The organism is Parendozoicomonas verongulae (genome assembly GCF_009711465.1).
Lineage (GTDB): Bacteria > Pseudomonadota > Gammaproteobacteria > Pseudomonadales > Endozoicomonadaceae > Sansalvadorimonas > Sansalvadorimonas verongulae.
This window is the reverse complement of sequence record NZ_SMME01000819.1, coordinates 1-25,720: the sequence shown is the minus strand read 5'-3', so window position 1 is coordinate 25,720 and position 25,720 is coordinate 1. Positions and strand designations below refer to the sequence as shown.

18 protein-coding genes are annotated in these 25,720 nt (G+C 49.3%); 13 read left to right on the top strand and 5 right to left on the bottom strand.

The window, feature by feature from the left end:
- From E1189_RS10140 to E1189_RS10115, 6 genes are all read left to right on the top strand, one after another.
- Positions 1–328 (top strand): hypothetical protein (locus E1189_RS10140; protein WP_230460311.1); only part of this gene is annotated, 328 nt, incomplete at its 5' end.
- 416 nt (positions 329–744) lie between these two features.
- Positions 745–2,145 (top strand): YfcC family protein, encoded by a 1,401-nt coding sequence (locus E1189_RS10135; RefSeq protein WP_155159957.1) that lies wholly within the window; start codon positions 745–747, stop codon positions 2,143–2,145.
- Between the two features lie 326 nt (positions 2,146–2,471).
- Positions 2,472–2,693, top strand: a complete 222-nt coding sequence (locus tag E1189_RS10130) for a hypothetical protein (RefSeq protein WP_155159956.1) — start codon at positions 2,472–2,474, stop codon at positions 2,691–2,693.
- 133 nt (positions 2,694–2,826) lie between these two features.
- On the top strand, positions 2,827–3,966 hold the full coding sequence (locus E1189_RS10125; RefSeq protein WP_155159955.1) for an acyl-CoA dehydrogenase family protein: 1,140 nt from the start codon (positions 2,827–2,829) through the stop codon (positions 3,964–3,966).
- A gap of 173 nt (positions 3,967–4,139) precedes the next feature.
- A complete protein-coding gene (locus E1189_RS10120; protein ID WP_155159954.1) occupies positions 4,140–5,159 on the top strand; it encodes a hypothetical protein in 1,020 nt (339 codons plus the stop codon).
- Between the two features lie 201 nt (positions 5,160–5,360).
- Positions 5,361–7,916, top strand: coding sequence for a HEAT repeat domain-containing protein (locus tag E1189_RS10115; RefSeq protein WP_155159953.1), 2,556 nt, complete (start codon positions 5,361–5,363; stop codon positions 7,914–7,916).
- 75 nt (positions 7,917–7,991) lie between these two features.
- Here the strand turns inward: E1189_RS10115 and E1189_RS10110 are convergent, their stop codons facing one another.
- Positions 7,992–10,208, bottom strand: coding sequence for a DUF748 domain-containing protein (locus E1189_RS10110; protein WP_155159952.1), 2,217 nt, complete (start codon positions 10,206–10,208; stop codon positions 7,992–7,994).
- Between the two features lie 401 nt (positions 10,209–10,609).
- On the opposite strand from E1189_RS10110, the gene E1189_RS10105 reads away from it, so the two are divergent.
- Positions 10,610–11,350, top strand: coding sequence for a hypothetical protein (locus tag E1189_RS10105; RefSeq protein ID WP_155159951.1), 741 nt, complete (start codon positions 10,610–10,612; stop codon positions 11,348–11,350).
- 44 nt (positions 11,351–11,394) lie between these two features.
- Here E1189_RS10105 and E1189_RS10100 read toward each other — a convergent pair whose 3' ends face one another.
- A complete protein-coding gene (locus E1189_RS10100; RefSeq protein WP_196221364.1) occupies positions 11,395–12,738 on the bottom strand; it encodes an NCS2 family permease in 1,344 nt (447 codons plus the stop codon).
- A gap of 707 nt (positions 12,739–13,445) precedes the next feature.
- Here E1189_RS10100 and E1189_RS10095 point away from each other — a divergent pair.
- The 3 genes from E1189_RS10095 to E1189_RS10085 all read left to right on the top strand — a co-directional run bounded on the left by E1189_RS10095 (position 13,446) and on the right by E1189_RS10085 (position 18,834).
- The gene (locus tag E1189_RS10095; protein ID WP_155159950.1) at positions 13,446–14,669 is read left to right on the top strand and encodes an L-lactate MFS transporter; all 1,224 of its coding nucleotides are present in this window, start codon (positions 13,446–13,448) and stop codon (positions 14,667–14,669) included.
- A gap of 132 nt (positions 14,670–14,801) precedes the next feature.
- Positions 14,802–16,148, top strand: a complete 1,347-nt coding sequence (locus E1189_RS10090; protein WP_155159949.1) for a DEAD/DEAH box helicase — start codon at positions 14,802–14,804, stop codon at positions 16,146–16,148.
- 217 nt (positions 16,149–16,365) lie between these two features.
- The gene (locus tag E1189_RS10085; RefSeq protein ID WP_155159948.1) at positions 16,366–18,834 is read left to right on the top strand and encodes a hypothetical protein; all 2,469 of its coding nucleotides are present in this window, start codon (positions 16,366–16,368) and stop codon (positions 18,832–18,834) included.
- Between the two features lie 115 nt (positions 18,835–18,949).
- Here E1189_RS10085 and E1189_RS25770 read toward each other — a convergent pair whose 3' ends face one another.
- Positions 18,950–19,102 carry a UTRA domain-containing protein gene (locus tag E1189_RS25770; protein WP_268921624.1) on the bottom strand — a complete coding sequence of 51 codons (153 nt, stop codon included), beginning with the start codon at positions 19,100–19,102 and terminating at the stop codon, positions 18,950–18,952.
- Complete coding sequence (locus tag E1189_RS10080) at positions 19,092–19,748, bottom strand: GntR family transcriptional regulator (protein ID WP_268921623.1); 657 nt, start codon at positions 19,746–19,748, stop codon at positions 19,092–19,094. Before E1189_RS10080 ends, E1189_RS25770 begins: the two co-directional genes overlap by 11 nt.
- Positions 19,749–20,114: 366 nt before the next feature.
- Here E1189_RS10080 and eno point away from each other — a divergent pair, with 366 nt between their 5' ends.
- Positions 20,115–21,401 (top strand): phosphopyruvate hydratase, encoded by a 1,287-nt coding sequence (eno, locus tag E1189_RS10075; RefSeq protein WP_155159947.1) that lies wholly within the window; start codon positions 20,115–20,117, stop codon positions 21,399–21,401.
- A 109-nt stretch (positions 21,402–21,510) separates the two neighbouring features.
- Here the strand turns inward: eno and E1189_RS10070 are convergent, their stop codons facing one another.
- Positions 21,511–22,209: a hypothetical protein gene (locus E1189_RS10070; RefSeq protein ID WP_155159946.1), complete on the bottom strand. Its 699-nt coding sequence runs from the start codon at positions 22,207–22,209 to the stop codon at positions 21,511–21,513.
- 318 nt (positions 22,210–22,527) lie between these two features.
- Here E1189_RS10070 and gap point away from each other — a divergent pair, with 318 nt between their 5' ends.
- The gene (gene gap, locus E1189_RS10065) at positions 22,528–23,538 is read left to right on the top strand and encodes a type I glyceraldehyde-3-phosphate dehydrogenase (RefSeq protein ID WP_155159960.1); all 1,011 of its coding nucleotides are present in this window, start codon (positions 22,528–22,530) and stop codon (positions 23,536–23,538) included.
- A 236-nt stretch (positions 23,539–23,774) separates the two neighbouring features.
- On the top strand, positions 23,775–25,196 hold the full coding sequence (gene pyk, locus E1189_RS10060) for a pyruvate kinase (protein WP_196221363.1): 1,422 nt from the start codon (positions 23,775–23,777) through the stop codon (positions 25,194–25,196).
- Positions 25,197–25,720 lie beyond the last annotated feature (524 nt).

Here is a 25,720-nt window from a genome sequence, read left to right as displayed (position 1 = left end):
AGGTGCGCAGTCGGATGCAGGTGCTCAAATGTGTGAGGGGAATAGAATGAAACCTGTTGACCTTCAAAAGATGGTGGCTCTGGCCCAGTCACAAAATGCGCCCGCTATGATTTGTCAGGCTGGTTATGTTTTTGTGAATACAAAAGCACTCTCCCGACATCCGGAACTTGTTGAGCAATTACGAAATAGAATAGAGCATAAGGTTTTAAATAAAGTGGAGCCGTGCTCAGACAATGGTGTGGAAGTGTATGCCATGATCAGACCTCCCGAACCACCTGTCCGAAATAGAAAGCGTGAACTTGCAGAAATGTTTCAGCTCAATAACTAATGTTAGCGACTCATTTAAGTACCCGGACCATTGCTTTCGCATAGTCTGGCGGCGTCTTTTTCCGCCCTTGCTGCGTCACAACTCTTATCACGTAGCGGGCTACGCTCCCGACGCTGTTCCTTGAAGTGCGAAAAAATCCACTCGCCATCATTATGTGAAAGCAATGGTCAGGGCACTTATCTGAAACAAAATTTGCTGATTTTGGTAGTGAGATGTGAATCTTTGTAAGCGGGTGTACGCATTTGTTGTCGTGTTTGTCGTAAAAATAGTGCCGTAAGATGATCTGCGTCACTAATACCCTATTCGAAACCCTTATGATGACCCACGCCTGAACAAAAATAAGCGACAGGAAGAGGGTGCCTGTTGATAGCTCTTCCGCGCTGTTTTACTCCCTATCTACTGGACAGAATAACACTATGGGCAAATTTAAATTCCCCTCGGCCTATACGGTCTTGATGGCGATAATCGTTTTTGTCGCCGCGCTTACTTATATTGTTCCCGCCGGTCAGTACGATCGCGTTGCTAACGAAGCTCTTGGGCGAGATGTTCCTGTAGCTGGAACCTATCATGCTGTTGAGGCCAACACCCAAGGTTTTATTGATGTCATCATGGCTCCGATTGCTGGCTTTTATGATCCGGTAAGTTACGAAGCCGGTGCTATTGATGTTGCCTTGTTTGTACTGGTGATTGGTGGCTTTCTGGGCGTGGTCACCAAAACCGGCGCTATCGATGCTGGTATCGCTCAGGTGACTAAAGCATTGAAAGGGCGCGAAACCTGGATGATCCCCATCCTGATGGCTCTGTTTGCAGCGGGTGGTACATCCTACGGTATGGCAGAAGAAACTCTGCCGTTTTACATGTTGCTGATTCCTGTTGTTATCGCGGCAGGCTTTGATGCAGTAACTGGTGTATCTATTGTCATGCTGGGTGCAGGTATTGGAGTGCTGGGTTCCACAGTAAACCCATTTGCAACAGTTATTGCTTCTGATGCGGCCGGTATTCCCTTTACCGACGGTATGAATTTGCGTCTGGCAATTCTGGGTCTGGGCTTTGCCATCACCTGCGGCTATGTCATGCGCTATGCCAAGAAGGTACGTCAGAACCCTGAGCTGTCTCTGGTTGCAGACCAGAAGAAATCCAACGAAGAGTTTTTCCTGAAAAACTCTGCGGAAGTTATTGAATTCACTGGCTCCCGCAAACTGATTCTGACTCTGTTCGCGGTGACTTTCGGCATAATGATCTGGGGTGTGTCTGCCGGTGGCTGGTGGATGGCTGAAATGTCTGCTCTGTTTTTAGTATCTTCCATTGTTATTGGTTTGGTTGGTCGTCTATCGGAAGAAGAGCTGACTGGCACTTTCGTTGACGGTGCACGTGACCTGTTGGGTGTAGCCTTCGTGGTGGCAATTGCCCGCGGCATCGTTGTGGTTATGAACGCTGGCAACATCACCGATACTATCCTGTTCTGGTGTGAAAACGCGGTGACAGGCCTGAATGAGTTTGTATTCATTAACGTGATGTACTTCATCCAGCTGGTACTGTCTTTCTTCATTCCATCCACGTCTGGTCTGGCTGTACTGTCTATGCCTATCATGGCACCCCTGGCTGATTTTGCGAACGTAAGCCGTGAGCTGGTTGTAACGGCTTTCCAGTCTGCTTCCGGTATCATCAACCTGCTGACGCCAACCTCTGCTGTTGTTATGGGCGGTATCGCTATCGGTCGTATCTCCTACGCAAAGTGGCTGAAGTTCTGCCTGCCTCTGGTGGGTATTCTGACCGTATTCATCATGGTTATGCTGAGTGTGGCAACCATCTTCTAAAATCCTTACCTGCTGATTGGTGAGACTCAAAGCAGCTTTCAGGAAACCGAAAGCTGCTTTTTTTGACCATCAGACTCGGAAACAGACTGTCCATGAAAAGGCGCTGATTAAGTTTTTGATTGTTGGTATTTGTTCATTCAGTGTCGTCTAAAAAGCGCTGTTTAAAAAATAAACAATTTTCCCCGGCTCAGTGTCAATAAAGTGTCAATGTGCAAGTTAAGAAGTAAACCACAGGGTTATCCACAGATGCTGTGGAGAACTTTTCCTGTATGATTTTGAAGAATGAACAGACCTGTCGTTCATATTCGAAATCAGAGGAGAGATGAATGAGTGAAACAAATCGGCAGCGCTTTGGCGGTCTGGCAGGCTACGATATTTTCCGCGTCGAGAAGTTCAATAAAAAGGGAGATGTGTCGTCTGTTAGCTATGAGGTACTGACACCGGAAGGTGAGTTTTTGGATCGGTTTCGCTCTGTTGAACAGGCCATGCGCCTGGTGAAGTCTTTGGCCGGTGTTCCTCTGGAGCAGGATGATTTTGAAGATTACTAAAAAGCGTGAGTTAAAACGTCAGCCTATGTGGCGGTAAAAGTCACAGACAGCCGCGCCATGTCTCTGGCACAGTGACCCTCGTTCACTACTTTAAACAAGAATAAATCGCATAAGTGAGACGGGGAAGCGAACAATGATTCCAAGAACTGTGTATGAATCTGAACACGAAATGTTCCGCGACAGCGTGCGTCGTTTTCTTGAAGAAGAAGCGGTTCCTCACCATGAAAAGTGGGAAAAAGACGGACAGATCGCCCGAGAGATGTGGGATAAAGCGGGCGAGTTAGGTTTCCTGTGCCCAACGGTATCGGAGGAGTATGGTGGTGTAGGGGTTGATTTCCGTTACAACGCTATTGTTGATGAAGAAATTGCCCGCCTTGGCCTGAGTGGTATTGGCTTTGGCTTGCACTCCGACATCGTTGCCCCCTACATCGAACATTATGGTTCCGAGGAACTCAAGCAGAAATACCTGCCGCGTATGATTTCAGGAGAGATGGTTACAGCCATCGCCATGACGGAACCTGGTGCCGGTTCCGACCTGCAGGGGGTACGCACGACAGCCGTCGTGGATGGTGACGATTATATCCTTAATGGTTCCAAAACTTTTATCACCAATGGTCAGCAAGCCGATCTGGTGATCGTTGTCGCAAAAACGGACCCTTCCGCCGGTGCCAAAGGCACTAGCCTGATTCTTGTCGAAGCAGATACTCCCGGATTCAGTAAAGGCCGTAATCTGAACAAGATCGGCATGAAAGCTCAGGATACCTCTGAGTTGTTCTTTGAAGATGTGCGTGTACCGCGAAAAAATTTACTGGGGCAGGAGGGTATGGGCTTTATCTACCTGATGCAGGAGCTGCCTCAGGAACGTTTATCTGTTGCTTTGAATGCCGTGGCTAATATGGAAGCTGCACTGGAGTGGACAAAGGAATATGTTCAGGAGCGTCAGGCTTTCGGTAAGTCTATTTCCAAGTTCCAGAATACCCGCTTCAAGCTTGCAGAGATGGACACAGAAATCTCTATCGCCCGGACCTTTATTGATCGCTGTCTGGAGCTGCACATTCAGGGCAAGCTGGACGTACCGACCGCAGCCAAGGCGAAGTACTGGACAACAGACCTGCAATGTAAGGTGCTTGATGAATGCCTCCAGCTCCATGGCGGTTACGGCTATATGCTGGAATATCCCATCGGCCGCGCCTGGGCCGATGCCCGTGTTCAGCGCATCTACGCTGGCACTAATGAAATTATGAAAGAAATTATTGCCCGCGCTTTGGTGTAGTTTTTTGTTACTCCCCGCAGGTTCTGCCCACAGTTGGTCGTAGAGCCTGCTACTTTTCATGGCTTGATATTTTGGAAGCTGTGTTTGTCGTGGGGATGGGTTTGCGTAGAAAGCGGGTCTTTTTTTCAGCCTCTGTGATCACTGTCTGGCTCTACTGTACTGCAGCTAAAGGCATGGCAGGCACTCTTTACTATCAGTGCCCGGTTATTCACAGCTCTGTCCAAGCCACCTATAACCTTCCCGATACCCGGCAGATTTCTGCTATCAACACTCTTCCCCCCGGACTTTTGGCATCAGCCAGCCCGTTTTTAGAGCAGCCATGGGCTTCCCTGCTGGAACGAAGTGAAGTGTGGACATTCTGGGAATCAGAAACATGCCGTTATCTGATGTTATCCAGCGAAGAGGCTTGTTATGGCGTGATCGTCACTTGTGACAACCAGCCTGCAGTGTTTCACGCCGGTGAACACTTTGCTTCTCAAATGAATGCAGGTGCAAAGCCTGTTCAGGGGTTTCAACTACGTGTTCTTGATGACAGAGAGGATGCTCCCGGCACCCACATTTTCTCAACAGTGCAGGTTGATGATGTGAGTGCACTGGAAGGATGGGAGGTTACAGATGGTGGGTTTACAGACGTTGAAAGAGATGGTGTAGCCAGCCATAGCTCCGAGGGTGATTTAAGCCTTGAAGAGTTGAAGCCCCATTCATGGTTTCCGGGAGAGATTTATAAAAACCTTGTAACAGGATTTTTTATAGGAGCAGGGGTGGAAACGGTATACCGCGGTTACCAGTTGCTGCAACGGTATCGGGCTGGCTTGCAATTAACTGAGCGGGATATTCACCGAGCCGGTGATCAGGTTTTACGCGCAGGTGTTTTGGCAGCATTTATGTCGGGAGCCACCCACACTCTTATGCATCAATCTGGGCTGTTAAAGCCTGTATCGTCATTTTTGGTGGGCGTAACCGTTCGTTCAGTTCGTAATTATCTCAGTCAGTGGTCGTTCAGTGCTCAGGACATGACCTGGATTTTATTGAAATCGGGAGTCATTAGCGGAACCAGCTATTTGTTCTCTGTAGGTGGAGCGCGGCTTCAAAAAAAGATAGTTGGGCAGCCCGGTATTATTGGGTTAACAGGTGTAACTGGGGGCATTGTTGGTGATGCAGCCGTGAATCAGGTGAGGTATTTGTTACGCTGACCCCCAAAACTTATTTTAAAAGAGGTACCTGACTGATTTTCTTTATCTCTGAAAATGTTGAATTTTCAGAGAGTTATCTCCTCTGAATAGAGTTGCATGAAAATAAGACACATACTGCAAACGTTTTTAACTTGAATAACCTCCATTCTGGTCAAGACTTAGCCGCGATAAAAATTTCCAACAATCAGGCGGAGTCAGATAATGGTTTTGAAGCGGACGAACCTTCCAACAGCACTTTTTGCGGCAGGTGGCCTCGCGCTTGCGGTGGCCAGTGTGAGTAACTCCTGGGCGCAATCAGAGATTGAAAGTGTGCTTAGTGATGCGAGCCCCATCGCGAAGATTGTGAAAGCGGCTAAGTCTGCTCCTGATAAAACTCCTGAAGAATTGAAGTTTTCTACCGGGCGCCTGGAGGAAACAGACTCTGGCGTGCAGCTTGTTCTTGACGTTACCAACGGTGTGGGCACAGATATACCCGGCCTGCTACAGGCAGAGAGCCGGGGTGATGTAACAGTATTAACTCTGGATGAAAACCATGGCGAAGGTTTGGTGCAGGCGCGCAACAGTGAAGGTAGCTACGGGAAGATGCAGGTGCGTCGCCTGTATATAACCGTGGACCAACTCGAGCAGGGGCCTCGGCATTCCACCCCTGAAGAGCTGGCTCAGGGGATTATTCACAATCCCAATGACCCTGTTTTTGAGGATGATATTTATAAATCTTTACGTCGGTTTCTTATCATCCTCAGTATTCAGGAAGAAGATGAGCAGAATAGGGAAGCCCGAGAAAATATTAAGGACGTGAAGGACCTGATTCTTTATTCCAACTCTTCTGTTATCACCCATAGAGCAAATGGTGATCTGGATCTCCAGCTTTATCGCCGTGATGAGAACAATCACCTTGAATATATTGGCCATGTTCTGGTTGATAGTCAGTATCGTTATGAAGTGGAAAGGGCATCGGGGTCAGCCTTTATTGAAAGGCTGAATAACATGCGGCGTGAGCTTCATAGCCTGGAGCTACAGATCAGACAGCAAAGTGAACAGATTGTTCAAATGATGGTGAATGGTGAGCGAACTGACCTTCAGCAGCTCATGGATGATGTGGATGGATTGAAATTTAGAGGGCGTGAGTTGCTTCAGCAACTTGAAGTGCCTACCGACTTCGCATTTTTTGCTGTGAGCGAAAAGCTTGATTACTCCGCTAATCATTATGTGAAGTGGAGCGGTGAGGGTGGCTTGGAAGTCGCCTCTCAGGTTGTAGCAAACCAGGTTCTCGCAGATCTCTCGGCCTCTGCTGTTTTAAAACTTCAGGTAGAAGAGAATACTAAACGGATTTTGCGTGAAGCCACTTACTATCTGGATCTTCTGGCCCAAAAGAATGGAATAGGTAAGGATGTATCGTTAGAAGACTATGCTGCACGTATGCTGGCTTCTGCGTGGGCTGCGTTTAAAGGTGACAAAAGTCGTCCAACTAGCGATGTGATAGACACAGTACCTGTACTGGAGATTAATGGTAATAATTACATTGTTACACACATGGAATCGGCTGCTGATGTTGTTGAAGCGTTAGAAGAGATGATTCAAGGCCAGTTTTATGGAGACTTTTTGGTGATGCTGCCTCAGGAGCAGCGGAAAGAATTGATCGAACTTATGGATAATGCCAGCAACATCGAGTGGCTAAAGGGTAAGTTTGGGCAAGGGCATTATGAGATAACGGAATTGTCTGAACGCGTTCAGGCAATTCTGGATAAGTTGGGCAGGCGTCATGTTGATGAAGTGTTTGTTTCCAGCCGTTTATCCGTAAAGGATGATCTCAGTCAGGAAGTAACGCTTGAGGAGCTGGGTGCCAGGCACAAAAAGCTTATTGAAGAAGAACTTGAAAAGCAGCAAAAAGTATCCACCGTCTCCGGTGTATCCAGTGCGTTGTACGACACCGCTTCTGCTGCCTTTATTGCGGGTTTGACTGCTTCTACCGTGCAGGGAGTGGTAGATATGGGTAGCAAATACTACAACGAAGGTAAGCTCCCATGGGACTACACCACTAAAGAAAGCGAAGAGATGCAAAAGCGTGCCATGGTAACCGCTACGTGGGGTGCCGCTCACGGTGCGATTCATAACCGGGCTATGGCTTATATGACCAGCAAGCGCGGTGACTTCACCGGTTTATCTGCAAAAGTGCTGGAGAATACTGGCATCAGCGCCCATCGGTATACCGGTGCCGTGGCCGGTGCCGCTGCCAGTATTGGCACCAGTGCCCTGTCGGCTGGATACAGTTATTACCAGGGTGATATTGATGGGAAGCAATTTATATACAAGCTGGTTGACTCTGGCGCAAGAGCGGTACCTACCTTTGCAGGTGGTGTAGTAGGGCACTATCTGTTCCCATACTCAACAGGGTCGCTTGGGCTTTCCAATGTGCCCCTTTTGGGGGGCGCTTTGAGCCTTGTTGAGCGAGCCCTTGGCCCGTCACTCGGCTCTCTGGGGGGAAGCATCGGGGGTAGCATCGCTTATGACACCGCCAAGCACTATCTCTTCAGTGGTATGCAGGCCGCCAGCGATTATTACTACGGTACAGGCATAGAGTCAGCTGCCACAACAACGGGTGCAAGCTCTGAGCCTGTCGTCACAGCAGAGTATCTCCCTGAACCTGTGAACGATACTGTAAGTGTCGACTTTGATGCGGAAGCAAGTGTTGCTGCTTCCGGTATCGAGTTTTCAGATGTAAGCAGTACTCCTGAAGAGGTGGTGGTCTCTCTCTAAAGGAAAAACAGTTTTCCGCCTTACCCGCCGGATCTCGCCTGACCGGTGGGTTTTTTATGGATGCAGGAAATGTGTTCAGCGGCCTTGCAAGTGCAGGAAAACATTCTCCCCGGAGACACTCTGTTTGAGTTCAACCCCCAACACATAAACCCGGCTGGGCTCTACACCCTTCTGGATAATGGCTTGCTTAATGGAATGTGCCCGACTGATGGCTAACTTTCGTAAAGCCAGCTCTGGCATGGGCCAGCTTTGTACCAGAGCCTCTGTAAGAGCCGGAATAGTCTGGTCGGGCACTTTTAGCCCTTTTTCCGTTGCCAGCTCTGCAAGTAGCTGAACCATCACTGAATCGGGAATGGGCTGGGATTCTTTTTGTTTGCTGCCTTGCTTTTTCAAGTACTGGTGATAGCGACTGTTCACTGTTTGTTGCAGCTGCTGTTGTATGAGAATTGGGGCATCAGACACGGTGCTGGCTGTAGGTTCTATTTCGATATCCAGCTGTGGTCGTTCATTCAGAGCCTGAGCCAGGGACTGAATGGTGGCTTGCTGGTGAGTTGTCAACTGATTGCTGCCCGGCTGCAAAGCGAAAGCCGACATTTTGCCCGCATCACCGGAAACCAGAGAGGCCAGCATGTCGAAGGGGGCGGCAACGATATTGGTAATGAAGTTAACCACAGCCATACGAATAACTGACCCTAGCTGGAACTGGGGATTATCCAAATCTCCAGTGACAGGTAAGTCAACCCGTATACGTCCATGTCTGTCTTTCAAAAGAGCGATAGCAAGTTTGAGAGGCAGGCTTGTCGCGCTTTCACCAGCAACCTTGTCCCCCAGGGTGAGGTCCCGCAGGGTAATGTGATTTTCTGCATTGAGCTGACCGTTTTGAATGCCGTAATCAAGAGCGATGTCCATGCGGCCTTTACGAATACTGTAACCAGCAAAACGGCCGGAGTATGGCGTGAGCGTAGTAAGCTCAATATCCTTAAACGAAAGGGAGAGGTCAGTATTTTTCAGGGGTTTAACAGGAGTCAGCCTGGCAGTGATATTGACGGGGGAATATGTATCAACAGTGCCCAGTAGTGTAATGGACGTTGCCTGACTGGAGCGGCTGTTAAAACCTTCGACTTCACCGTTCAAGTCGGTGATAGGAGCCGCAAAACCAGGCTTGAACGATTTGTCAGAAAAGTCCAGAGCCCCGCCTATTATGGAAAATTTCTGAATGGCGATCTCCATAGGTGTCGCAGCTGTTTCACTTGTCGGCGCAACGTCTTCTTCTGGCTTTGCAGCGTTATCGGGGACTTTCACCAGCCCTGCCAGATTGATGCTGAGATGCTGGTCCAGCACGACTCTTGTTGCAGGCTTGTTGAGAGTCAGCTCTTTAATAGCGAGTTTGTTTTCTCTCTGACTGAATGACAGTCCGTTGGTCGTCAGGTTATTCCAGCTGGCCACAAGGGTTCCGTTCCGGCTGTCTGTTACCTTCAGTTTATTTAAGGTGATATCACTATTCGCGGAGAGCTGCTTTTCTGGACTCCAGCCAAGGTGGGCTGTGCCGGAAAGAGTGCCGCTTTCAATAACACTGTAAAGGTAGGGAGTCAGGTATGGCTGAATGTCTGTAAGAGAAATGTCGTGCAGGATGATTTGTGTCTGTGTGTCCAGACCATCCCTGATTTGATTGCTGACGTTCAAATCTCCGGAGTTGTTGAGGCGCATATTCAGAGAAAGGTCGCCATGGGAGTTTGGCCAGGTCAGCTGTTCCGCTTCCAGATTGATTGGGTTCAGCGTCAGGCGGAATGGTTCGCCAGCTTCTGTATTGGCAAAGTCGATAAAGGAGACAGCTCCCTTTTGAATTCCCAGATGATGAACAGCTACCGGGATGGGTTCGCCACCGCTATCTTCATCTTTTGAAGGAGGCGCGGTTTCCGCTGAGGGTTTGAGAAGGCTGGCAAAGTTTATAGTGCCGTCAGCACGAAGCTCGGCACGTACAATGGGTTCCACCAGGTTTATATCATCCAGTACCAATGCCTTCTGACGGATAGACGACCATGAAAGATCGACTGTCAGATTATGAAAGCCCGCCACCGGTGAGGTTGTATCGCTGCCAAGTTGTATAGCCTGTAAGTCCAGCCGCAGAGTAAATGGGTTGAATGTCACTCCCCCTATTTGCAGAGGAACTGTCAGATAGTTCGGGGCCAGTTTATAGGCGGTGAAGTGTATGGCTGCCGGCAGTATAAGAAAGCCCACAATGCTATACGTCAGAAGTGTTTTGCAAAGCAGGGATAAGGTTTTGCGTACCATTGGAAAAACGGCTCTGTCCTGATTCCATCAAAAGGAGATGATACGACAAGAGTGCTTTAAATGCGGTTAAATTCGCAGATAGAACGTTAGTCTTCCTAACACAACTGATAATTTTTCAAACTCCCTATGGTTATCTGTGTCTAATATCGTCTCAGCTAAGTTAGGGATGATGGCATATGGATTATTTGGGGGAGGCTCCCGGAGGAAGGCTTCCAGACACAAACCATGGTAACAGGCAGGGCAGCAGGCAAAATTCGACAGATCGCCTGGTACCCGGTTGCGATGCAATGATGGAGATAGAATATGAGAGTGTGATCCGTATTCTATCCGACTATCAAAGCATCGAACCATTTTACCCGGAACCTGTTGTTCGCCCCCTGCCTCTTATAACCAGACAGATAATGACAGGAATTATATACTCCCCTGTATGGATGCTGATTTGTGAAGGGTTGTCATCCGATGAGCACCCTGTTCCTCGAGAGCTGCAAGATGCTTCCCAATGGCTGCGATCCAGAGCGCACTCTATAGGTATTTCCAGATTCAATGGTTTGGCAGCTTATGGTCTTACCCATCAAGGGCAGGTGAGTCCTAATGTTGTTGATGCGTTTGATGAAGAAGGTAGCGAATGGCTGGCCACCCATACCCCCTTCTGTTTAGCCAAACTCTATGATTGTAGGGAAAACCCGGATTTGCTGGGTGCGTACAGCGGCTATCTGTCCTGGAACAATCTGGAGCCTAATAAACCTCTCCTTGAGGAGATAGATCAGCTTATTCGTGTACACGGGTGGCTCGCTGTTACACCGGCAGTGCTTAAGAAGCTGGGTATTGCTCTCAGCCTGTACGCAACTCGAGAACGTATTATCAGTGAACTTATTGGGGAGTACCGACACTCTTACCCAGAGGTAATGGCGCGAGTTCAACCCTATTTAACTCACTGTATTGGCCGGAGTCCTGATACTGTCGTTTACACTGACAATGATGCAGAAACAATTGTTGATCTGTTTATTGATGTTTTCGATGCCTTGAATAATGAGGATGAGCTACAGAGGATAGAATCCTGGATAAGAAGCTGTCATCCTGGCTATTTGGAAGTCTTTGAGGAGTTTGATGAGTTACGGGAGGAGATGGCGGAGTCTTATTAGGTTTGGCCAGCACCGATTGTCGGTGCTGGCCAAGGCACTATATTTTACACGCCAAAGAGAACAAACTTCAGAGCAAAAATAGTGGCAAGTATCAAAATACTGAGACTGCACTCTTTATAGCGGCCAGACAGAATCTTGATAACAGGATAAGAGATAAAGCCCAGAGCAATACCGTTGGAGATGGAGAAGCTCAGGGGCATCATCAGTGCGGTAATTGCCACAGGGCCTGCTTCCGTCAGATCGTCCCAGTCTACACGGGCCATACTGCCCATCATGAGTACAGCAACGTACAGCAGAGCGCCAGCTGTCGCATAACCGGGAACCATGCCAGCCAGCGGCGACAGAAACAGAGTCAGCAGGAACAGCAGGCCAATAACAACAGCGGTCAGGCCTGTGCGACCACCGGCAGCTACACCGGAAGCACTTTCCACGTAAGACGTAACCGTTGGTGCGCCAAAAATAGCACCGATCCAGGAGGCCGTACCATCGGTAATCATGGCCTGACTCATGTTCTTCATTTTGCCGTCTTTATCTGCCAGATTGGCTTTGTCTCCAACCGCAATCAAAGTGCCAGTCGTGTCGAACAGGTTCACGAACATGAAAGCAACGATAACGCCGATCATATCAGGCTTAAGAACACCCATTATATTCAGCTGGCCAAGCACAGGGGCCATGCTGGGAGGCATAGATACCAGACCAGTGAATTTTACGGAAGGGTCAAAAGTGACGGCGAGGACGGAAATGGCAATGATGGCAATCAGTACCGCGCCCTGAATGCGACGTTGGGCGAGGCCAAGAATCAGGAACAGACTCAGGCTGGCCATGATGGGAGAGAAAGTGGTGATATCGCCCAGACTCACCAGTGTCCCCTGGTTCGCTACAACAATGCCGGAGCCTTTCAGGCCAATTAGCGCCAGAAACATACCGATACCACAGGTGATGCCAATGCGCAGGCTATTGGGGATGCTGTTGATAATCCACTCACGCACTTTGAGCAGGCTGAGAATCATAAAGCCTATACCGCCCCAGAATACGGCACCCATGGCATCTTGCCAGCTGTGCCCCATACCCAGAACAACGGCGAAAGCGAAGTAGGCGTTCAACCCCATGCCAGGGGCCAGGCCAACAGGCCAGTTGGCATACAGGCCCATAGCAATACAGCTGATAGCGGAGATGAGGCAGGTGGCAACAAATACGGCACCCTGGTCCATTCCTGCCGCGGCCAGCATACCGGGGATAACGAACACCACATAACACATGGTGACAAAGGTGGTGAAGCCTGCAATAACCTCGGTTTTGACCGTGGTATCGTGTTCTTTCAGCTTAAACAGCTTCTCCAGCAGGGAATCATTCCCTATGGCAGCTGTAGCGCCTTTACTCAGAAGCATGAAGCTCCCTCCTGATACTTGTAGGGCAGATCTCTGGAACATTCAAAACAGATGAAAGGTTATTGGGTGATCATCTGTTTATCTGGACCGCGAGCTGTTCGTTAGGGCGGGGAAATTAAGTCCTTCCTGGTATGAATAACATCCGCAGTATTACTTTTACTGATAGTGAACTCCGGCAGAGTCATACCAGTGCGGGCTATGGTACTGTCCGCCGGTTTGCGTACGCTTGTCGATTATGTGTTTGGGCAGCACGCGGATGAATGACGGCGAACACCACTATAGACTGAAAGTTTTTGTACGACTTGTGGCTGTTGTTATAAATGGTGAACCAAGTGTTGTTGATATGTGTCATGGGTAAATCATATTGTGGTTGACGGTGTGCATACACGTTTCATACTTATCGCCAGCTCTCTGGTGATCCCGGTTCTGAAATCCACCTCACATGTCGGCATATTTCGGGGGAGAGTGTTTGGCGTGTCAGGATGCAGCCTTGTGCGTGCGAACAGAGCCGGGATCATCGAGGCTCAAAGCTGTCTGTGAGATATTGTAAGCTGATTGAAAAAGTACGGTGCAATCCAGCACATCGACTAAAACAAGTTGTAGTTGTTTAGGTGGAATCACGTAGTTCACTTCGCAAGTGCCCTACATCCTCCCTTTTGGGTGCTCGATATAGTCGCGGTTTTCCGTAGTCAGCTTCAGAGGCAATCATGAACCGCGCTATAAAAATTCTGATTGCAGGTATCTGCATCAATCTGTGTATGGGTGTTCTTTACGCCTGGAGTGTTATTGGCAAGGCTCTGGTAAGCCTTGGCTGGTCGAATGCAGACGCAGGTATGCCTTATACCATTGGCATTGTAACCTTCGCAGCTGGCGTTTTGATTGCTGGCAACCTGCAAGATCGCATGGGACCCCGCAATCTGGTTATTGCCGGTGCAGCTATGGTTGGTTTGGGCCTGATTGCTTCCAGTTTTGTTAGTAGCCCCCTTGCACTTCTGCTCACCTTTGGTGTGTTGGTGGGTACCGGTATCGGTTTTGCGTACGCCTGTCTTAGCCCTTCTGCCATGAAGTGGTTTCACCCCTCCAGGAAAGGCATGGTTAACGGTTTGATTGCCGGTGGCTTTGGCATGGCCTCTCTCTACATCGCACCAATGGCCAGTTACCTGATTGGTGAATACAGCATCAGCACCACCTTTCTGACTCTGGGTATCGGAGTTTTGGTGATTGCTGTACCGATGGCCTGCACCATCGTAAACCCACCTGCAGACTATAAGGCAGAAGCTCCAGCCGGTTACAAAGAGCCCGCAGGTAAAAAGGACGTTCATAACTTCACCTGGCGTGAGATGATGAAAACCCGTCAGTTCTACCTGATGTGGATAGCCTTCGCCTTTGCCTCCTCAGCTGGCTTGATGCTGATTGGTAACATTACCAGTATTGCCCTGCATCAGGGTGGCATCCAGGAAGCGGCGTATCTCGTATCTTTGCTGGCGTTTTTCAATACCTTTGGCCGTATCGGTATGGGGATGCTCTCCGACAAGATTGGCCGTGTGAATACGTTGCTGGTGGCCATTGCCCTGCAGATTGGTAACATGATGCTGTTCCCAACCCTGACCGGAGAAATGGGCTTTGCCATTGGTGCTGCTATTGCCGGCGTTGGATACGGCGCTCTGCTGAGTGTATTCCCATCGATGACAGCCGACTTCTTCGGCATGAAGAATTATGGCTCCAACTTTGGCGTACTGTACACCGCCTGGGGTATCAGTGGTTTCATGGGACCTGTGATGGCCAGCATGATTGTGGATAGCACTGGCTCTTACGCTCTGGCTTATACAATTTCTGCTGTGATGCTGGCTGTTGCAGGCGGTATGGCTTTTATGACCAAGCCTGTGAATGTCGAAGGAATGCTTAAGAAGGGTGAACTGGCAGCTGTCTGATTTGATTCTTGACCAAAGCCTCTCCCAGGTAAGGGGGAGGTGTTGGCCATTTTGTGTTACCACGATAGAACGACCGGGGAAACTCCTGTAAGCTCCACCGCCTTCGAATTTATATAACTGACAGGCGGCGCTATGAGCTTTTCTTCCCTGGGCTTGTCCCTCCCGATTCTGCAGGCCGTTGAAGAAAAGGGTTACAAAACTCCTTCGCCGATTCAGGCTCAGGCCATTCCTGCCGTGCTGCAGGGTAGAGACGTGATGGCGGCCGCCCAGACCGGCACCGGCAAAACTGCAGGCTTTACTCTTCCCATTCTTGAGCTTCTCTCCAAAGGCCAGAAAGCCAAGAGTAATCAGGCCCGTGCACTGGTACTTACTCCAACCCGTGAGCTGGCTGCTCAGGTGGGGGATAGCGTACGTGCTTACAGTGAGCACCTGCCCCTGACATCCACCGTCGTGTATGGTGGAGTGAAAATCAACCCTCAGATGATGCGTCTGCGCCGTGGTGCCGATGTGCTGGTTGCTACCCCTGGACGTTTGCTGGATTTGTATAACCAGCGTGCAGTGAACTTCAAACATCTGGAAGTTCTTGTTCTTGATGAAGCCGACCGTATGCTGGATATGGGCTTTATTCACGACATCCGCAAGATTATGGCTCTGCTGCCAAAAGAGCGTCAGAACCTGATGTTTTCTGCCACGTTCTCCGATGATATTCGCGATCTGGCGAAAACCATTGTTCGTAATCCAGTGGAGATCTCGGTTACACCTCGCAACGCTGCTGCCAAAACAGTGAAGCAGTGGATTTGTCCGGTAGATAAAAAACAGAAGCCAGCATTGCTACTGAAACTGATTACTTCCAACCGCTGGGAGCAGGTGCTGGTGTTCAGTAAAACCAAGCACGGGGCTAACCGGCTGGTTCGTTATCTGGATAGCTATGGTATTCAGGCGGCTGCGATTCATGGAAACAAGAGCCAGGGAGCACGAACCAAGGCGCTGAGTGAGTTCAAAAATGGTGAGCTGCGTGTACTGGTGGCCACAGATATTGCTGCCCGAGGTCTGGACATTGATCAGCTTCCGCAAGTTGTAAACTTTGACTTGCCTCAAGTGGCAGAAGACTACGTTCATCGTATTGGCCGTACAGGGCGTGCTGGAGCGACTGGCACGGCGATTTCTCTGGTTGCTGCCGATGAATTTAAACTGCTTTCCGATATTGAGCGCTTAATCAAGCGACTGCTGGAGCGCAGGGAGGTGGATGGTTTTGAACCTGTCCATAGCTTGCCAGAGTCGCGGTTAGATTTACGCCCGATTAAACCCAGGAAACCGAAAAAACCGAAAGTTGGGCATCAGGATGGTCAGCGCTCCGGAGGCAAAGGTAAAAAGCACTCAGGCCCTGGCGGTAAAGGTGGCGAAACATTCGGTTTAAAGCCTCGCCAGAATGGTCCTCGCCGTCGTACGGCAGCAAAGCGCAGTAAACCAACAGCGTAAATTTTGAATCTGAACACCTCCGTAGTCGTGTAAATAAACCCTGATCCGGGCGTACAGGAAAGCCACCGTCGTTTTGTACGCCCCTTTTCTTTAGAACAAAAATAATGTTGTCTTGTTTGGAAAAAAGCAGCCTTTAGAACTATACCTGTGACGCTTTCTTCCCCCGTTAACTGTTGGGGGTATTTTATCCCGACTTCCCTCGGAACAGGTCGAAGTTATGCGTCAGTTATTGCTGTTCTTCTCCGCTATTGTTGTCTCTCTATCTCTTGTATCTGGCTCGGTTTATGGAGCGGAAGAGGGGATGCGTACGCGCCGTAAATCCATAGCCTCAGAGACAGGTTCGAGAGGGGTAGAGGGACAGCCCTTTTTAAGAAATGCGAAGGATGGTACAGACTTGATCGTTGCTCATGTTCCTGAAGGCATTCAGGACCTGATCAAGAAGGGGAGCTTTCGACAGGTCGGGCGTTACACTGAAAAAGCTAAAGCGCAGCTTTTAAGGAAAAAGCCGAAAATTCTGAAGGATATTGACTCGAGAGTGCAGAGCATTGTTTCTCTGAACGGGCAAATTGCAGAACTTATTGATAGGGAGGCATTAGAAATCGGCCGAGTGGAAGGGCAGGTGAAGCTGAGATACTCCATGATACGAAAAGTGCTTGTGGAGCGCAGAGAGAAAGCAGAAGAAGACCTGAAAAGGCTAAGGGATATGTTAGCGAAACTTGGCATTCAGGGAGATGCACTGGATACCCTTTTGAAGAAACTTAATGAAATCGAGGAGAGGAGGGCTGCTCTTGTAGACGCTGAAGAGGCCTATGAAAAAGAACTGGAACGACGGAGAACATTCCAGAATAGGATGAATTCTTATGACTCAGATAATGAAAAGTTACAGGCGTCACGCAAGAAAATTGAACAAGAAAAAAGAAGAGCGCTGGCAATATATAAAGAAGAGGACAGCAAATTAAAGGAGCAAGCCAAAGAGCTCGAAGAAAGAAGGTTGAATCAGGAGCAGTTGGAAGAGAATATGGAAAGAGATATTCAGATGGCACTGGATGCATGTACCTCCCATGAATGTAAAAATGAGGATTTTAAAACTGAGCTTATGGCCTTAGTTAAAGAGGCTCCTAAAGCTCTTGAAGAACTAAGGCTACCTACAACTCTTGAAGATGTCTTAAATGAAGGTTCCCATTCACCCTCAGCTTTACCGCCTTCCGCTCCAGCAGAAGCTTCCAGAACTGTAAAGCAACTGCATATCAATGAATCATTACCGACTGCCGTCCCAACGGCACTTCCAGGTAGCGTGCCAGTTCTGAAGAAAAAGCCTGATATGAAAAATAATTCGTTGTATTTACCGGAAACTACAGCGGCATCAGCAATTGGCAGGGTGAGTGATTATGTACAAATAGACTCTGCGAGGGCTACTCCTTACCTTATGAAAGCGCGACCAGAAGGTCCCGTAAAAAGGGCAGCTGATTCACACACACCCTTTAAAATATCAGGAGTAAAGCAGCCTCTTGCAAAACTTCGTAAGGAAAGACCTGCGGTAACGACTTCACGAGAAAAAGAGGGAGGGCCCAGTTCAGTCAGGAAGTTATCTAAGCAACAGGCTTCGGGTATAGGTGAAGTCAATACATTCTCCATGAAGGACGCTGTATCAGGGACAGACACTTTGCGGAATGCGCAAAGGGGTGACCTTTTGTACAGCGTGAAAGCTCTGAAGACAGCGGTTCTGTCTGGAGGTTTGCTGTGGAGAGCCTTGTTGTGCCTGAGAAAGCCATTTACCGCCTTTTTTGGGAAAGCTTCAAAGTCGTGGTACTCCCACGAAGTTCAGCTGGAAGATCAGTCGCTGCTGACCCATGAATTCTATGATGTCGCAGCCTTGAGTGAGAAGACAGGTGAAACCTTCTCAGTTGCTTTTGCTGGAAAGCACCCTGTGACAAGGGACCCGTATGATGGCTATGTTCGTCAGTATTATAAGATGAAGCAACAGTCTCCCTCAGAGGTTAGAAGTGTTGTTATAGAACTTTATGCTGCAGCACCTCAGAGAAAAGGTCAGGAGGTTTATCATGGGGATAGAGTGGCATCTATCGAGGTTGACCTTGCAGGAGATAACGGAAAGGTTATTGAAGATGTTTTCCACCCACGAGTGAAAATTAAAGTCTGGAAAGCTGTGGTGGATGAGTTTCAGAGTACAGAGGCTTATATTGGCGGGTTAGGTGTTGCAGGCACACAGGCATTGATAAGGTCTCTCAGTTTAAATGGCAAGGTGACTGGGCGTGACCAGCTTTATGCCTTCAGGCCGTCCCTTCCCTTTGTGCCAGCCCAAAAAAATGCACCGCAACCCCTGCCCGGGTTTTACATGATGCCTGATATAGAGGTTTTGCATGCCTTTATGGATGATGCACTGGAAGCAAGCCATCAAGGTACGATCGCACAGCTGTTTGATAAGATAACAGAGGCAGTAGCCGATGATGTCAGGATTCTGCAGATGGTGGACAGGGTGACTGCGGAAGAGAGGCCCCCCTTCTTCCGCTGGTTGGAACGTTCGCAGGATAGCAGGGTCGTGCTCCTGGGGGATGATGATGAGTTCCTTGAGCTGCAGACAAGTCATACCATGAAAGGGAAAATATCGTCACTGCTGGAATCAACTCAACAGGACTGTGGGCCAATTGTATTCAAGAATCCCAAGTAGAGAATAAACGGCGCTCCCCCGACAACGCAGGGGAAGCAGGCATACTCTTGCAGATGGCATACCCCACGGTGTGCTCGCCGGTTGCTCTGGGTGGGCATTGGGTTTGTGATGCGCCTTAAACCTCAGCTTCAAACTCGAATGTATCTCCCAGAAAGTGTGAGCGGCTGTACTCAACGGGCGTGTTGTCTGCCAGCAGCCCCCGGCGCTCCATTACGATAACCGGGCTTCCTGCCTCAATGTTGAGGTAGTCGGCATAGTTATCCTCCAAAAGCCACGGCACGCAGTTTCTGGATGGCTTTTACCGGACGAGAGCCAGCACGAGCCAGAGCTTCGTAGAGAGAGCCTGTAACATCAAAAGGTGTATCCAGGTATTTTCGAGGCACAACCGCATATTCCAGAGCAACAGGGGTATCGTCAGCCATGCGTACGCGGAACATGCGCACAACCTCAGTGCCCGATGGCAGTAGCAGGCGTGCCTGCTCTTCTCGACTGGCCAGACCAATGCCTCGCTCAATCCAGAGAGAATCGGGATGTTTGTCCACCGATTCAATTACTTCAGAAAAACTGTTGAGGCGATCGAGTTTATGGACCATCCTTTCTGCCACAAAAGTTCCAGCTCCCTGGCGCTGAATCAGTCTTCCTTCGGTCACTAGCTCGCTGATAGCTCGCTTTACAGTGACTCTGGAGACTTTCATGTACTGGGCGATCTCCCGTTCTGCGGGCAGTGCGGAGCCTCGCTCCAGAGTGCCATTATCGATGGCCTGCTGGATCAGGCTTTGCAGTTGAATGTAGAGAGGGGTGGCGTTGTCTTTGAGAGTGCCTGGTTCCCCAAAGATGCGTTCAGTCAGCCCCTGAGGCTGTGTGCTTTTGAGGAGTGATTGGTTGAAAACCTGCTGAACAGTGTCATCGCTCATAGTGTTACGGCTCATGATCAGTGTGGTTCAAAGCTCTGGCTCTGATGCCGGCTTTTCTGGTGTTAGTCGGTAGGCTGTTTCAAGTCTGAGCCTTGATGATAGTCGTTACCGGTAAACTGAGAGGCTGTTGTAAAGAGTACCGGAACAATGTAAATGGATGATACCAATTTTCTGCGAAAAGTACGTTTTCTCCCCATAAAAGTGGGGTGGAAGCTATACGACTATTGATTTAAGTCAACTGGACTGGTGTGGGTAGGTGCATGGTAGGACTAATAAAGGTATGATCCTGCCGCACATATCCTATGAACCGGTTTCGCTGTAACTGCCACAAAATGTGGCCAGGCAGTAAACGACTGGAGATGATCAATGACCAAGATTGTAGAAATTCGCGGCCGTGAGATTTTGGATTCTCGCGGTAACCCCACTGTAGAAGCAGACGTTAAGCTGGAAAGCGGCCACTGGGGTCGTGCCTGTGCACCTTCCGGCGCTTCCACTGGTTCTCGCGAAGCTCTGGAACTGCGTGACGGTGATAAGTCCCGTTACCTGGGTAAAGGTGTTCTGAAGGCTGTTGAGCATATCAATGGTCCTATCCGTGATGCTCTGCTGGGCTTTGACGCTGCTGATCAGCGTGGCCTGGACGGCAAGATGATCGAGCTGGACGGTACCGAGAACAAGACCAATCTGGGCGCTAACGCTATTCTGGCTGTTTCCCTGGCTGCTGCTAAAGCTGCTGCCAGTGCGAAGGATATGCCTCTGTACGCTCATATCGCTGAAATCAATGGTACAGCTGGCCAGTTCTCCATGCCTGTTCCTATGATGAACATCCTGAACGGCGGAGAGCACGCCGACAACAACGTTGATATTCAGGAATTCATGATTCAGCCTGTTGGCGCGAAGGATTTCAAACAGGCCCTGCAGATGGGTTCTGAAATCTTCCACAACCTGAAGAAGGTGCTGTCTGCTAAAGGTCTGAACACTGCCGTTGGTGATGAAGGTGGTTTTGCACCTAACCTGGCATCTAACGCTGACGCACTGGCTGTTATTAAAGAAGCGGTAGAAAAGGCTGGTTACAAGCTGGGCACCGACGTGACTCTGGCTCTGGACTGTGCGGCTTCCGAGTTTTACGTGAACGGCGAATACAACCTGAAGGGCGAAGGCAAAGTCTTCAGCTCTAACGCATTCTCTGACTACCTGGGTGAGCTGACTGAACAGTACCCAATCATCTCTATTGAAGATGGCCTGGACGAGTCTGACTGGGATGGTTTCGCTTACCAGACCAAGCTGCTGGGCGACAAAATCCAGATTGTTGGTGATGACCTGTTTGTAACTAACCCTAAGATCCTGAAGGAAGGTATCGAGAAAGGTATTACTAACTCCATCCTGATCAAGCTGAACCAGATTGGTACTCTGTCCGAAACTCTGGACGCGATCAAGATGGCGAAAGATGCTAACTACACTACCGTGATTTCTCACCGCTCTGGTGAAACTGAAGATGCGACCATCGCTGATCTGGCGGTTGGTACTTCTGCAGGTCAGATCAAGACGGGTTCTCTGTGCCGCTCTGACCGTGTGTCCAAGTACAACCAGCTGCTGCGCATCGAAGAAGAGCTGGGCGAAAAGGCTCCTTACCGTGGCATGGCTGAATTCAAGTAATTCTTGAGCAGTTGCTACTGAGCTTTAGGGCTCACACCAAAAGCCACCCTTTGCAGGGTGGTTTTTTGCTTTTAAATGTGGTGGTACCAATACGTTGGAGTGAAAACGCTTATTTAAGAGTGGTGGGGATGTCTGGGAGTGACTCTGCAAGGCGTCTTTCGAGAATTTGGTGGGCGATATCAGCTCTTTTCTTCATGTCGGGGATCATCGTCTTCAGCATTTTATAGTTGACGAACTGAGCTTGCCCTGTCTTCTTGCTGACCATATTCAGGCGACCTGGGAAGCGTTGGCGAAGGACAAAGCGTTGGTCGAATGTCAAACCATTATTCTCTGTGGCTGTATTGATGTGGTTCCACAGACTGATCAGCTCGCTTACTGTTTCTGCTGAAGAAATGGCGGTATTGGTTTCACTGAGACCATGTGGCTTGCCAGATGTTTCGACTTTTGGAGTGTGGGTGGGTACGGCAGGCAGCTTGTTGAGTTTAGTCAACAGCTCGCGTTGTTCCTCCTGCTCTCTCTGTGTTTCTTGTGTCTCTGGCTTATTCTGCTGTTGCACAGGGCGGGGTATTTGAGATTTGGAAGATTGGCCTTCCAGTGCCGTGATGGACTGGAATCGCTGTAAAGAGGCCTGCTTTGGAGTTGAGAGTGATGGTGCCGACTGGGATTGTTGCAGATGGGGCTGGGCAGCTAGTTTTTGTACAGGACGGCCTTTGAGGTTTCCTTTAGGTAGTGCTTTGGCGGCTCGAGATAAAGCCTGCTTGGCACTGGCAAACAGTTTCCCAATGGATGTGCGATTGATCACAGACACTGTTTATTCCTGTAAAGATGTCGACTATTAAAGGTTAGATAATTTCAATAGCCTGTAAATGGTATTGCATTTGATGTGGGTCAATTTACGTTGTGTACCAATGTAATACCATTTCATAAAAGGCTACCGGCTGACATACCATAGGGTGAAGTTGGCCATATAAAGGTAAGCGCAGGATTTCAGGAAGATTTGCTGGCGAGAGACTACACTGGTGACTTCCTGATTCCAGAATTTATCGGATTCGTTACTGCAGGTGAACGTGTCCGTAACGAACGAACCACTTTGCTGGTTCAATCAACGAATAGTGAGAGCTCGAAAATGATCCGTATTGCTATCAACGGTTATGGCCGCATTGGCCGCAATGTTCTGCGTGCCTTGTACGAATCCGGCCGCACTGACGAGTTCAAGATTGTTGCAATCAACGACCTGGGCGATGCCAAGATCAACACTCACCTGACTAAGTACGATACCGTGCACGGCACTTTCAACGCTCAGGTTGAAGGCGGTGACGGCGTGATGTTCGTTAATGGCGACGAAATCAAGGCTCTCTCCGAGCGCAGCCCAGCTGCCCTGCCATGGAAAGAGCTGGATGTAGACGTTGTATTTGAGTGCACCGGCATCTTTCGTTCCAAGGCCAAGTGTCAGCCACATCTGGATGCTGGCGCGAAAAAGGTTATCATCTCTGCTCCTGGCGACAAAGACATTGATGGTACCGTTGTATTCGGTGTGAACGAAGAGACTCTGTCTGGCGACATGACCGTTATCTCCAACGCATCTTGCACCACTAACTGCCTGGCACCGATCGCCAAGCCTCTGAACGAAGCTCTGGGCATTGAGTCTGGCGTGATGACTACCATCCACGCTTACACCAACGATCAGGTTCTGACTGACGTATACCACACCGATCTGTACCGTGCCCGTGCTGCTGCACTGAACATGATCCCAACCAAGACTGGCGCTGCTGCCGCTGTTGGCCTGGTAGTACCTGAGCTGCAGGGTAAGTTCGACGGTATGGCTGTTCGAGTTCCTACTGCTAACGTTTCTCTGGTGGACCTGAGCTTCGTTGCTGGCCGTGACACAACTGTTGAAGAAGTGAACGAAATCATTGTTAAGGCTGCTGCTTCCACCCCTGCTATGGGTAAAGTTCTGGCTGTTAATACTCAGCCTCTTGTTTCCATGGACTTCAACCACAGCTCATTCTCTTCCAACTTCGATGCTACCCAGACTCGCGTTCAGAGTCGTCTGGTTAAAGTTATGAGCTGGTATGACAACGAGTGGGGCTTCTCCAACCGTATGTTGGACACTGCCAAGGCTCTGATGAACGCCTAATTTCGCACTGAGCTGTGAATACTGAGCAGTGATGTGATGAGGGGATATAGATGGTTTTCCATTTGTTCCCCTCTTTTTTATTTTCAGCCCGGTTATTTCAAACCTGACTGTAGTTCTTTATAGGCACTGATGGTGAACCATCGGTGTTTTTGTGTTTGCTTGGGCAGCTCTTTCGATGATGGCTTGTCACAAACACGCTGTATAACACTTTTTACCTCTTTTTCTGGAGCTATATCATGCTGAGACGTACAAAAATCGTTGCCACCCTTGGACCTGCCAGTGAATCCCGCGAGGCTCTGGAAAAGCTGGTAAAGGCTGGTGTTGACGTTGTTCGCATGAACTTCTCCCACGGTGAACCTGAAGAGCATATGGCTCGTGCAGAACTGGTGCGTGAGATAGCTGCTGAGCAAGGCCGCAACGTTGCAATTCTGGGGGATCTGCAAGGCCCTAAGATTCGTATCGCCCGTTTTAAAGAAGGCAAAGTGAATCTTGTTCCTGGTGAGGTTTTCACTCTGGACGCTGAGCTAGGCCGCGATGAAGGTACTGCACAGTCTGTTGGTATCGCTTACAAGACTCTGCCAAACGACTGCAAGGCAGGTGACGTTCTGTTGTTGGACGATGGTCGCCTGAGCCTGGAAGTAGACAGCATCGATGGTGCGCAGATCCGTTGTAAGGTTCTGACTGGTGGCATTCTGTCTAACAACAAAGGCATCAACCTGCAAGGTGGTGGCCTGTCAGCTCCAGCTCTGACTGACAAAGACAAGGCGGATATCAAAACTGCCGCCAAAATGGGTGTTGACTACCTGGCTGTTTCTTTCGTGCGTTGCAAGGAAGATCTGGACGAAGCGCGCAAGCTGCTGGTTGCTGCTGGCGGCCAGGCTGCAATTCTATCCAAGATTGAACGTGCTGAAGTTGTTAATGATCTGAGCAAGCTGGAAGAAGTGATCTCCGCTTCCGACGCTATCATGGTGGCCCGTGGTGATCTGGGTGTTGAAATTGGCGATGCAGAGCTGGTTGGCGTACAGAAAGAAATGATCAACATGGCGCGTCGCCTGAACCGCCCTGTTATCACTGCGACCCAGATGATGGAATCCATGATCGAAAACTCCCTGCCAACCCGCGCAGAAGTCTTCGACGTGGCTAACGCTGTTCTGGATGGTACCGATGCTGTGATGCTGTCTGCAGAAACTGCAACAGGCCATAGTCCACACGGTGTTGTGGACGCTATGGGTCGTATTGCCCGTGCAGCAGAAAGTCAGCCAGCGGCAACTGTTTCTCAGCACCGTATGGACATGATCTTCGAGCGTACTGACGAAACTATTGCTATGTCTGCTATGTATGCTGCCAACCACGAAGCTTGCGTGAAAGCGATTATCTGCCTGAGTAAATCTGGCCAGACTGCACTGTGGATGTCTCGTATTAACTCCGCATTGCCTATCTTTGCACTGAGCCGCAGCGAAACCACTGGCCGTCGTCTGGCACTGTACCGTGGCGTACAGTCCATTCCTTTCGAAGTGAGCAGTGATAATCCAGAAGTTGAAGAGAAGGCTCTGGACCTGGTTCGTGCTGCGGGTAACCTGCAGGCTGGTGATAAGGTGCTGCTAACTCGTGGTACCAGTGCTGGTAACACCAATACCCTTAAGATTCTGACTGTTTGATTTTTGGTTGAGAATTTAAAGTTGTGAAGACGAGGGCTTAGGCCCTCGTTTTTGTTCATCAGTGTTGTTTGGGTATTCTTCGAGTGATCAGGTGATTACATGATAATGAGGGTGAGTCATCGCACTTGGCTAAGCGTTTGATAGTAGGGGATATGTTTCGCCTGAACCGGCATGGGATTGTGTAGATTCATCCAAAGGAGTGGTGGAGGCGGGGGGATTTGAACTTGCAGCCTTGATCTTGTATCTATTTGATAAGTCGACACTATAAATATCAGTCCCGTAATTTGGGCTGTTTCTGGGCTGTTTTTACCGCTGTCGTATAGTGACAATTTCAGGAGCTGCACCATAGGCACAGCCCCTTTGAAAGCATTTAGGTTTTCTTTTTCCATGTAAGGTTTTCAGACTTTTGTCCAAATATATCAGCATCTTTGATTTTCTTTGCTGGCTCTAATTGATATTTGTCTTCTTTGAGATGGGAGTGAAATTGAGCATGCAATGTTTTGAATGGTTGAGGATCGCTTCTA

Coding starts and splice junctions, on each gene's coding strand:
- E1189_RS10125 (WP_155159955.1), top strand. CDS start 2,827: ATGATTCCAAGAACTGTGTATGAATCTGAACACGAAATGTTCCGCGAC.
- E1189_RS10130 (WP_155159956.1), top strand. CDS start 2,472: ATGAGTGAAACAAATCGGCAGCGCTTTGGCGGTCTGGCAGGCTACGAT.
- E1189_RS10090 (WP_155159949.1), top strand. CDS start 14,802: ATGAGCTTTTCTTCCCTGGGCTTGTCCCTCCCGATTCTGCAGGCCGTT.
- E1189_RS10135 (WP_155159957.1), top strand. CDS start 745: ATGGGCAAATTTAAATTCCCCTCGGCCTATACGGTCTTGATGGCGATA.
- E1189_RS10105 (WP_155159951.1), top strand. CDS start 10,610: ATGACAGGAATTATATACTCCCCTGTATGGATGCTGATTTGTGAAGGG.
- E1189_RS10120 (WP_155159954.1), top strand. CDS start 4,140: ATGGCAGGCACTCTTTACTATCAGTGCCCGGTTATTCACAGCTCTGTC.
- E1189_RS10095 (WP_155159950.1), top strand. CDS start 13,446: ATGAACCGCGCTATAAAAATTCTGATTGCAGGTATCTGCATCAATCTG.
- E1189_RS10100 (WP_196221364.1), bottom strand. CDS start 12,738: ATGCTTCTGAGTAAAGGCGCTACAGCTGCCATAGGGAATGATTCCCTG.
- E1189_RS10085 (WP_155159948.1), top strand. CDS start 16,366: ATGCGTCAGTTATTGCTGTTCTTCTCCGCTATTGTTGTCTCTCTATCT.
- pyk (WP_196221363.1), top strand. CDS start 23,775: ATGCTGAGACGTACAAAAATCGTTGCCACCCTTGGACCTGCCAGTGAA.
- E1189_RS10115 (WP_155159953.1), top strand. CDS start 5,361: ATGGTTTTGAAGCGGACGAACCTTCCAACAGCACTTTTTGCGGCAGGT.
- gap (WP_155159960.1), top strand. CDS start 22,528: ATGATCCGTATTGCTATCAACGGTTATGGCCGCATTGGCCGCAATGTT.
- E1189_RS10080 (WP_268921623.1), bottom strand. CDS start 19,748: ATGAGCGATGACACTGTTCAGCAGGTTTTCAACCAATCACTCCTCAAA.
- eno (WP_155159947.1), top strand. CDS start 20,115: ATGACCAAGATTGTAGAAATTCGCGGCCGTGAGATTTTGGATTCTCGC.
- E1189_RS10110 (WP_155159952.1), bottom strand. CDS start 10,208: ATGGTACGCAAAACCTTATCCCTGCTTTGCAAAACACTTCTGACGTAT.